Below are 8,962 nucleotides of genomic sequence, written 5' to 3' on the forward strand. Positions count from 1 at the left end.
ACGGTGACGTCGATCCGCTGGCCGGAGTCGAGGACCAGGGCCGCGGCGCCGATGTCGGCCGCCGGGGGCAGGGGGATCGCCTGGCCGGACGTGCCGGCGACCAGCGGCGGCACCGTCGAAGCCTCGCCGTCCCCGCCGATCAGGGCCAGCAGCCGCTCCAGCGTCTCCGGCGTCACGCTGCGGGTCCGGCCGGTGACGTCGGTCCATTCGGGGGCGATGCCGGCCCGGCGGGCCCGGTCGCGCAGGGCGTCATCCATGAGATCCAATGCAAGACCCTTCCGCTCCACCGCGCCGCGTCACGGCTGTGATCATATGGAGCCGGATCTCGGACGGGAAAGGCTGTGTCGGCGGAAACCGGCCTGCCGAATCAAAATCCCGCGCCCGCGGCAATGCTCGGCACTGCGCGGGCGCGGGATCGGAACTCTCGGCCGCCGCAGCCGGAACCCGGCGCGACGTCCTGAAGCGGCGGATCAGGCGAGGGTCAGCGACCGCGGCATGGTCACGCTGCGGGTGCGGCGGCGCTCGACCACCACGGCGCTGCCGGTGTTCGACCGGATGGTCGAGGTGATGCGCAAGGTCGACTTCTTCGCCATCTCGGCGGCCTGGGCCTCGGCCGCGGCGCGGACGTCGTCGATCGACAGGCCGCTCAGCTCGGCGGCGATCTGCAGCCGCTCCTCGAAATCGGCGGTCAGACCCTCGGCGGCGTAGAGCGCGTCTTCAACCGTCGGCAGCTCGCGCTTGGTGACGTAGCGGACGTTCTTGACGGCAGGCATTGGAGTGCTCCCGAAAACCTTCACCTGTTGATCCGGATCATTCGATCACGGCCTTATGTCGGAAGGCCGGTCAAATGCCCGTAAAATGTGGTGCAAAGAGGGCGGAGCGGCGCCCCTGTCGGGGCTGTCATCACGTCTCCCTGCATTCGATAAGTATGATCATACTCTTTCGCACTGCAACATAGATCTGCAGGAAATGCTGCGGTGCAATGTCGCCAGCGAAGGGCTCGCCTCGCTCGGGTCCGGATCGTTGGAAGATTTTGTCGACAAATTAAATACAGAAGATATGCTGGGAGGCGCCGCGGACCAAAGGCGGCCGATCATAAGGGAATGCGAGACGATGGCGGGGCAGCGCTGGGCCGGGGTCTACACGGCGATCACCACCAAGATGGATGCGGCGCAGGAGGTCGACCTGGCCGGGGTGCGCGCGGATGTCGCGTTCCAGATCGAGAACGGGGTCGACGGCATCATCTGCTGCGGCTCGATCGGCGAGGCCAGCACCCTGACGGCCGACGAGAAGATGGCAATCGCCGGCGCGGTCAAGGAGGCGGCGGGCGGCCGCCCGGTGCTGCTGACCGTGGCCGAGGATTCGACCCGGGCGGCGGCCAAGCTGGCGGAGCGGGCGGCGGCGGCCGGGATGGACGGGCTGATGCTGCTGCCGGCGATGCGCTACGTCTCCGACCGGCGCGAGACGATCCAGCATTTCCGCACCGTGGCGCGGGCCACCGGCCTGCCGATCATGGTCTACAACAACCCGATCGCCTATGCGGTGGACATCACGCCGGACATGTTCGCCGAGATGGCGGACGAGAGGAACTTCGTCGCGATCAAGGAATCCTCGGGCGACGTCCGCCGCATCACCGACATCATGAACACGGTCGGCGACCGCTACGACATCTTCACCGGGGTCGACGACCTGGCGCTGGAGAGCCTGATGCTGGGCGCGGTCGGCTGGGTCGCCGGCTTGGTCTGTGCCTTCCCGCGCGAGACCGTGGCGATCCACAAGCTGGTCTCGGCCGGGCGGATCCCCGAGGCGCTGGAGATCTACCGCTGGTTCATGCCGCTGCTGCATCTCGACGTGTCGCTGCGCTTCGTCCAGAACGTGAAGCTGGCCGAGGCGATCGTGCGCGGCACCTCGACCACCGTACGCCAGCCGCGGCTGGAGCTGCAGGGGGCGGAGCGCGACCGGGTCGAGACCATCGTCCGCACCGCGCTGGCGAAGCGACCGGACCTGGCGAAGTACGGCCTCTAACCGGCGCGCAGGATCCGGAAGCGATCGGGGTCCGCCGGATCCCGGTCGACGACCTGGACCGGCGGCCACGCCCATTGCCAGACGCCGATGCCCGGCACGCGGGAGAAGCGGATCGGCCCGCGGGTGCCCTCGACGGTGACGCGCGGCCAGGTTCCGGCGAGGCGTGCCCGGTCCGGGCCGCAGGACCGCAGCAGGTCGGCGAGAACGGCGATGGTGTCGTAGCCCTCGAAGGCGACGAAGGAGGGGGCGGCGGCCAGCCGCAGGCGCAGCGCCGTCTCGACCTGTTCGCCGAGTGGGCCGAGGCGCTCGGGCCGGTAGCGCAGGAACGGGATGCCGGCGCCGTCCGGCAGCGCCGCCCATCCGGCGAGTTCCGGCTGCCCGGCCGGGGCGCCGATCAGGATTCCGGCGAGGCGCGGGTCGCGGCGGACGGACCGGACGATCGGCAGCGCCGGCTCCGGATGGCCGGCCAGGAGCAGCAGGACCGTCGCGCCGCTGCCGGCGAGGGCGTCGCACAGCCCCGCGGGGTCGAGCGCGCTCGCATCGAGCTCGATGACCGTGCCGCCGCGCGGGGCCAGGTGGTCCCGCAGGATGCCGGTGCCGGAGGCCCAGTAGACGCTCGGCTGGGCCGCCACGGCGATCCGGTTGTGGCCGGCGCCGAGCAGGAACTCCGCATAGATCCGCCAGCCATGCGACTGCGCCGGGGCGAGGCGCGCGATCCACTCCGTCGGCTGCCCGGTCAGCGTGTCGAGCACCGCGGATGAGCAGAGGAACGGCAGGCCGATGGCGTCGGCCCGGGCCGCGGCGGCGCGGGCGACGACGCTGTGATACTCCCCTGCGAGGGCGGCCACGCCGAGCCGATCGAGCTCATCGACGGCCGCTGTCGCCTTCTGCGGATCGGCCGCGGTGTCCCGGACCACCAGCGCGAGCGGCCGTCCGGCGATGCCGCCGGCGCCGTTGATCTCGGACACGGCCAGCTCAAGCCCGGCGAGCAGGTGCTCTCCCGCCTCGACCCAGCCCGGCCGGCTGAGCGGGGCCAGGGCGCCGATGCGGATGGGGCCGTCGGTCCGCCCGACCTCGGATAGCGATGGCGGCGCGTTCATGTCTGGCGTCTCCTTCCCTGTCATGTCCGGGCTCGGCCCGGGCATCCAGAAGGTGTCGACGCTCTCTGGATTGCCGGGTCAAGCCCGGCAATGACAGAAAAGGGAATGGTGGGGAAGACGTGGACGTCAGGTCCGCATCGCGAACCCGGTCCACGCCCGAAGCGTCAGGCGTGCTCGCCTTCCAGCACCAGCACATCATCCCGGCCGAAGGTGATGGTGACCGGCTGGCCGCGCTCGGGCGGGGCGACGCTGGGGCTGTTGAAGGTGTCGAGCGAGACCGTCGCCTCCTGGAATCGCACCCGGATGCGGACCACGGCGCCGAGGAAGTTCACATCCTCGATCGTGCCCTGCATGCGGTTGCGGCCGGGGCCCTGATCCACGTCCGAGCCGGCCAGAGTGATCGCCTCCGGCCGCAGCGCGATCGAACGGGTCTCGCCATCCTTGGCGTCGGCCACGCCGCGGGCCGCCAGGATGTCCTGGCCGTCGACGCGGATGCGCTGGCCGGCGGCGTCGACCACCTGGCCGCGCATCATGTTCAGCGTGCCGACGAAGGAGGCGACGAAGCGGGTGCGCGGATAGTTGTAGATCTCGAACGGCGTGCCGACCTGCTCGGCATAGCCCTCGTTCATCACCACGATCCGGTCCGACATCGACAGGGCCTCTTCCTGGTCGTGCGTGACGAAGATGGTGGTGATGCCCAGGTCGCGCTGCAGCGCCTTGATCTCGCTGCGCAGCGACACGCGGATCTTGGCGTCCAGCGCCGACAGCGGCTCGTCCAGCAGCAGCACGCTCGGCTTGTTGGCCAAAGCGCGGGCCAGGGCGACGCGCTGCTGCTGGCCGCCGGACAGCTGGTAGGGATAGCGGTCGGCCAGGTGCGGCAGCTTGATCAGCTCCAGCATCTCCTTGACCCGGCGGTCGATGTCGGCGGCCGGTTTCTTCGCCACCCGCAGGCCGAAGGCGACGTTGTCAGCCACGGTCATGTTCGGGAACAGCGCATAGGCCTGGAACACCATGCCGACATTGCGCTGGTTCGGCCGCAGGCGGGTGACGTCGCGGCCGTCGATGCGGATGGCGCCCGCGGTCGGGATCTCGAAGCCTGCGACCATGCGCAGCGTCGTGGTCTTGCCGCAGCCGGAGGGACCGAGGAAGGAGATGAACTCGCCGCGCTTCACCCCGAGGTCGAAATTGTGGACCACGGTGTTCTGGCCGTAGCTCTTGCGCAGGCCGCTGATGTCGAGGAAGTCGGTCGCCGTGTCCATCAGGTCACCTGGCTTGCGGCGCCGGCGTCGCGGCGCAGGGTGGGGCGGAGGCGCATCGTCATCGCGTCGCCGCCGAGGCGCCGCGGCGGCCGCGGCCGAACAGCTGCAGCAGGCCCATGCAGGCCCAGGTGACAACGAAGGCGATGATCGCCAGCGCCGCCGGCTCATAGGCGCGGTTGGCGCCGACCAGCTGCAGATAGGGGCCGAAGGCCGGCCGGTTCAGCAGGCTGGCGAAGGTGAACTCGCCGATGACGATGGCGAAGGTCAGGAAGGCGCCGCTGAGCACCGCCGACCGGACATTCGGCAGGATCACCCGGAACAGGATCCGGGCCCGGCCGGCGCCCAGGCTCTCCGCCGCCTCGGTCAGGGTGCGGACGTCGATCGCCTGCAGCCCGGTGTCGACCGCCCGGTACATGTAGGGCAGGGCCAGGGTGACGTAGCCGAAGGTCAGCAGCAGGTCGGTGCCGCGCTCGCTGCCCAGCAACGGCAGGAGCGACGAGGTGTTGAACATCTGGACATAGCCGAACACCAGCACGATCGCCGGGATCACCAGCGGCAGCAGGGTGATGAACTCGATGATCGGGCGCAGCCGTGGCAGGCGCAGCCGCACCCAATAGGCGGTCGGCACCACCAGCAGCACGCCGACCAGGATGGTCGCCAGCGCCAGGATGCAGGAATAGAGGAAGCTGGCCTGGAAGCCGGGGTCGGCCAGCACGATGCGATAGGCGTCGAGGCTGTACTCGCCGCGGCGCATGCGCAGCGAGAACTCCAGCGTGCCGACCAGCGGCACGATGAAGTACAGCGTGCCGATGATGAGCGCGACCCAGGCGCCGATGCGGCTCTGCTTCATCGCAGCCACCGTTCGCTGCGGGCCCGCAGCACCATGTAGAGGCCGTTCGACAGGCCGGTGATCAGGATCATGCCGAGCGCCAGGGCGTAGCCCAGATTGGGGTTGTGCAGCACGTCGCCGCGGATCTGGGCGTAGAGCAGGATCGGCACGATGTTCAGCGAGCTGCCGGTCAGCGCGTAGGCCGTGGCGATGGCGCCGAAGGCGTTGGCGAACAGCAGCAGCGTGGTGCCGACGATCGAGGGCCACAGCACCGGCAGGGCGACCATGCGCCAGTACTGCCCGGTGGTGGCGCCGAGGATCGAGGACGCCTCCCGCCACTCCTTCTTCAGCCCGTCCAGCGCCGGCGCCAGGATCAGCACCATCAGCGGGATCTGGAAGTAGAGATAGGTCAGGGTCAGGCCCCAGAAGCTCAGCAGGTTGAAGCCGGTCTGGTACAGCCGGAAGCCCAGGACGGGGGCGAGGTAGGTGTCGAACAGGATCGTCACCAGGCCGAGCCGGCCCAGCGTCGAGATGAAGGCGAAGGCCAGCGGCACGCCGGCGAAGTTCGAGGCGACGCCGCAGAAGGTCATCAGCGTCGGCCGGATCCAGCCCGGCAGCCCCCCCATGACGACGGCATAGGCCAGGAAGAAGCCGATCAGCGCGCCCAGCAGGGCCGAGGCGGCGCTGACCCGGATCGAGATCCAGTAGGCGTCGACGATCGACTGCTGGAACAGGTCGCCGATGTTCTTGAGGGTGAAGGACCCGTCCGGCGTCTGGAAGCTGCCGACCAGCAGGGTGACGGTCGGCAGGATCAGGAACAGGAGGGCGAACAGGAAGAACGGCGCCACCCCGAGCCAAGCCCAGGAGAGCTTGCCGGGCTTGGCCGGCGCGGCGAGGGGGGCTGCGATGGAGGCCTGGGTCATCGGCGCCTGCTGGTGGAGACCTGCCGCGAGGCGGGAAGGCGCAAGAGGCCGCGCCATCCCCCGGGCCCAGCGTAGGGCAGGGGGCGGTGCGGCCTCAAGCGCATCGCGTCGGGTTACTTGACGTTGGCGCCGACCACGGAGTCCCACTGCTTGGTGATGATCTCCTTGGCCTTGTTCTGGTCGTCCAGGCTCGGGAACTGGGCCGCGGCATAGGCCTCGGCCGGCGGCAGGGCCTTCAGCAGGTCCTCGGGGATCTTCTTGGTGTCGGCCAGGTTCTGGAACCGGATCGGGTGGCAGTAGCCCTTCAGGTAGCCGATCTGGCCCTCATCCGAATACAGGTGCTCCATCCACAGCTTGGCAGCGTTCGGATGCGGCGCGAAGGCGCTGATCGCCTGGACATAGACGCCGGCGACGACACCCGACTTCGGCACCACGACCTCGATCGCCGGGTTGCCCTTCAGGGTGTCGCGGTCGCCGAGGGCGTTGTAGTCCCAGCGGATCACGATCGGGGTGGCGCCCTGGGCCACCGAGGCGGCCTTGCCGATCGTCGGCACGAAGTTGCCGGCCTTGTTCAGCTCGCCGAAGAACTTCAGTCCGGCCTCGGCGGCCTTGGCGGCGTCCTTCTCGGTCGACAGGCCGGCGGCCAGGACGGCCAGGATCGCCTGGTTCGAGGTGCGCGGGTCGCCGGCCAGGGCGACGGAGTTGGCGTAGTCGGAGGCCAGCAGGTCCTTCCAGTCGGCCGGGATCTTGCTGACGATGTCCTTATTCACCTCGAAGGCCAGCACGCCGTAGTAGTCGCCGTACCAGTAGCCCTCCGGGTCCTTGGCGCTGTCCGGGATGGTGTCCCAGGTCGACACCTTGTAGGGCGCCAGCAGGCCCTCGGCCTTGGCCGACGGGCCGAAGGACAGGCCGACATCGATGACGTCGGGTGCCTGGGGCCCTTTATTTCCGCGATTGGCCTTGATCGCCTCGACCTCGTCGCCCGAGCCGGCGTCGGGGTTCAGCTCGTTGACCTTCAGGCCGTACTTGGCCTTGAAGCTGTCGATGATCCCGCCATAGCCGCACCAGTCATGGGGCAGGGCGATGGTGGTCAGCTCGCCCTCGGCCTTGGCCGCGGCGATCAGCTCGGCCGACGGCTCGGCCCGGGCGGCGGAGGCGGCGAGCGCCAGGGCCGAGATCGACAGCACGGAAGTCCACGTCGCCTTCATGTCACAACCCCCGATGTTCATGTGTCTGTTTGACGGATTTTAGAAAAATGTCTGAATCCGAAGTCGAACCCGCGGCCAGATCCGGACTCCTGCGCGGACGCGGCGGGACTGTGTTGCGGTGCGTAATCCTTGTCAAGCAGTGTCCCGATGAATTGTCCGTAAATCCACGAAGACCGCCGATCTTCCAAGCATTTTGACCGCTTCGGGCGACCGGAATAGAGAACAGAGTCCAGCCGTGACATGGCGAATGTCACGTTATTGTCGTCTGCTTGTAATAATAACGTCATGAAACGGCAATGCCGTCAACGACTCCCTGCGATGGCCTGTTCTCAGCCCTTGCGCCGAGAGTGACTCAGGGGGAAGGCGGATTCTGTTCCGCCTGCGGCATGATCCGTCGCGCATCGGACGGTGCGCGTCGGGGCCGGGCTTTCGCCGCCGGGCGGCGCTGGCTATGGTGCGGCCTTCGAGTCACCAGAGCAGAACGGGAACCGACCCATGGCAGGAAGCATCGAGGCGCGGCTGCAGGAGAAGGGCATCACCCTCCCGAACGTCGCGGCGCCGGCGGCGAACTACGTCCCCTCCGTGATCTCGGGGAACATGCTCTACATCTCCGGCCAGGTGCCCTTCGCCGACGGCAAGATCAGCCACACCGGCAAGCTCGGCGCCGAGTTCAAGGTCGAGGACGGCTACGCCTGCGCCCGGATCTGCGCCATCAACATCCTGGCGGCGGCCAAGGCGGCGCTGGGCGACCTGGACCGCGTGGTCCGGGTGGTGAAGCTGGGCGGCTTCGTCAACTCGACGCCGGACTTCACCGACCAGCCGAAGGTGGTCAACGGCGCGTCGGACCTGATGGCCGAGGCCTTCGGCGACGCCGGCAAGCATGCCCGCGCCGCGGTCGGCGTGGCGCAGCTGCCGCTCGGCTGCGCCGTCGAGGTCGAGGCGGTGTTCGAGATCAGGTAGGGCCTCGGACGGCCTCCTTTTTCTGTCATTGCCGGGCTTGACCCGGCAATCCGGAGAGCGTCGACATCTTCTGGATGCCCGGGTCAAGCCCGGGCATGACAGTGAAGGGAAAGGCGGAGGGCTAAGCGCCCCCCAGAGGCGAGGAATGGCCGAGCGCATCATCGAGAGCCTGGACAATCCGCGCGCCAAGCTGTGGGCGTCGCTGCTGGAGAGCCGCGGGCTGCGCAGGCACCGCCGCTTCCTGCTGGCCGGGCGCAAGACGGTGGGCGAGGCGCTGGCTGCGCATCCCGACCGCTTCGAATCGCTGCTGCTGCCGCCCGGCGCCGAGGACCTGCCGGCCGCCCCGGCCGGGCTGGAGCGCATCCGCCTCGGCCGTGCGCTGTTCGACCGGCTCGACGTCTCGGGCACCGGCCTGCCGATCCTGGTCGGGATGGTGCCGGAGATGCCGGCGATCGACCTGGCCCGGCCGCCCGAGGGGCTGGAGCTGGTCTGCGCCCTCGGCGACCCGAGCAATCTCGGCGCCCTGCTGCGCAGCGCCGCCGCCTTTGGCGCGTCGCGGGTGATCCTGCTGGCCGACGCGGCGCATCCGTTCCACCCGAAATGCCTGCGCGCCGCCTCGAACGCGCAATTCGCGCTGGAGCTGCGGCGCGGCCCGGCC

At 69.2% G+C, this 8,962-nt stretch carries 10 protein-coding genes; 3 read left to right on the forward strand and 7 right to left on the reverse strand.

From position 1 onward, the window contains the following. Positions 1-257: hypothetical protein (locus tag P409_RS18030; RefSeq protein ID WP_034840685.1), on the reverse strand; the 257-nt coding region annotated here is incomplete at its 3' end. A gap of 213 nt (positions 258-470) precedes the next feature. Then, the gene (locus P409_RS18035) at positions 471-773 is read right to left on the reverse strand and encodes a hypothetical protein (RefSeq protein ID WP_034840688.1); all 303 of its coding nucleotides are present in this window, start codon (positions 771-773) and stop codon (positions 471-473) included. Positions 774-1,113: 340 nt separating this feature from the next. On the opposite strand from P409_RS18035, the gene P409_RS18040 reads away from it, so the two are divergent. After that, positions 1,114-2,025 carry a dihydrodipicolinate synthase family protein gene (locus P409_RS18040; protein WP_034840693.1) on the forward strand — a complete coding sequence of 304 codons (912 nt, stop codon included), beginning with the start codon at positions 1,114-1,116 and terminating at the stop codon, positions 2,023-2,025. Here P409_RS18040 and P409_RS18045 read toward each other — a convergent pair. From P409_RS18045 to P409_RS18065, 5 genes are all read right to left on the reverse strand, one after another. Next, the gene (locus P409_RS18045; RefSeq protein WP_034840697.1) at positions 2,022-3,125 is read right to left on the reverse strand and encodes an ABC transporter substrate-binding protein; all 1,104 of its coding nucleotides are present in this window, start codon (positions 3,123-3,125) and stop codon (positions 2,022-2,024) included. The two genes, P409_RS18040 and P409_RS18045, sit on opposite strands and share 4 nt — an antisense overlap. Positions 3,126-3,289: 164 nt before the next feature. Continuing rightward, positions 3,290-4,384, reverse strand: coding sequence for an ABC transporter ATP-binding protein (locus tag P409_RS18050; protein ID WP_034840701.1), 1,095 nt, complete (start codon positions 4,382-4,384; stop codon positions 3,290-3,292). Between the two features lie 58 nt (positions 4,385-4,442). Then, positions 4,443-5,234 carry an ABC transporter permease gene (locus tag P409_RS18055; protein WP_034840705.1) on the reverse strand — a complete coding sequence of 264 codons (792 nt, stop codon included), beginning with the start codon at positions 5,232-5,234 and terminating at the stop codon, positions 4,443-4,445. Continuing rightward, entirely contained in the window at positions 5,231-6,136 is a 906-nt protein-coding gene (locus P409_RS18060) for an ABC transporter permease (protein WP_034840709.1), read from the reverse strand. The genes P409_RS18055 and P409_RS18060 overlap by 4 nt, the downstream gene beginning before the upstream one ends. 113 nt (positions 6,137-6,249) lie before the next feature. Next, positions 6,250-7,344 carry an ABC transporter substrate-binding protein gene (locus tag P409_RS18065; protein WP_034840713.1) on the reverse strand — a complete coding sequence of 365 codons (1,095 nt, stop codon included), beginning with the start codon at positions 7,342-7,344 and terminating at the stop codon, positions 6,250-6,252. A gap of 495 nt (positions 7,345-7,839) precedes the next feature. Here P409_RS18065 and P409_RS18070 point away from each other — a divergent pair, with 495 nt between their 5' ends. Both P409_RS18070 and P409_RS18075 read left to right on the forward strand, forming a co-directional pair. Continuing rightward, positions 7,840-8,304: a RidA family protein gene (locus tag P409_RS18070; RefSeq protein WP_034840717.1), complete on the forward strand. Its 465-nt coding sequence runs from the start codon at positions 7,840-7,842 to the stop codon at positions 8,302-8,304. Between the two features lie 145 nt (positions 8,305-8,449). Beyond that, a partial coding sequence (locus P409_RS18075) for a TrmH family RNA methyltransferase (protein ID WP_034840721.1) occupies positions 8,450-8,962 on the forward strand: 513 nt, incomplete at its 3' end.

The organism is Inquilinus limosus MP06 (assembly GCF_000767795.1).
In the GTDB taxonomy this organism is placed as follows: Bacteria; Pseudomonadota; Alphaproteobacteria; order DSM-16000; family Inquilinaceae; genus Inquilinus; species Inquilinus limosus_E.

Coding starts and splice junctions, on each gene's coding strand:
- P409_RS18035 (WP_034840688.1), bottom strand. CDS start 773: ATGCCTGCCGTCAAGAACGTCCGCTACGTCACCAAGCGCGAGCTGCCG.
- P409_RS18045 (WP_034840697.1), bottom strand. CDS start 3,125: ATGAACGCGCCGCCATCGCTATCCGAGGTCGGGCGGACCGACGGCCCC.
- P409_RS18055 (WP_034840705.1), bottom strand. CDS start 5,234: ATGAAGCAGAGCCGCATCGGCGCCTGGGTCGCGCTCATCATCGGCACG.
- P409_RS18060 (WP_034840709.1), bottom strand. CDS start 6,136: ATGACCCAGGCCTCCATCGCAGCCCCCCTCGCCGCGCCGGCCAAGCCC.
- P409_RS18040 (WP_034840693.1), top strand. CDS start 1,114: ATGGCGGGGCAGCGCTGGGCCGGGGTCTACACGGCGATCACCACCAAG.
- P409_RS18070 (WP_034840717.1), top strand. CDS start 7,840: ATGGCAGGAAGCATCGAGGCGCGGCTGCAGGAGAAGGGCATCACCCTC.
- P409_RS18065 (WP_034840713.1), bottom strand. CDS start 7,344: ATGAAGGCGACGTGGACTTCCGTGCTGTCGATCTCGGCCCTGGCGCTC.
- P409_RS18050 (WP_034840701.1), bottom strand. CDS start 4,384: ATGGACACGGCGACCGACTTCCTCGACATCAGCGGCCTGCGCAAGAGC.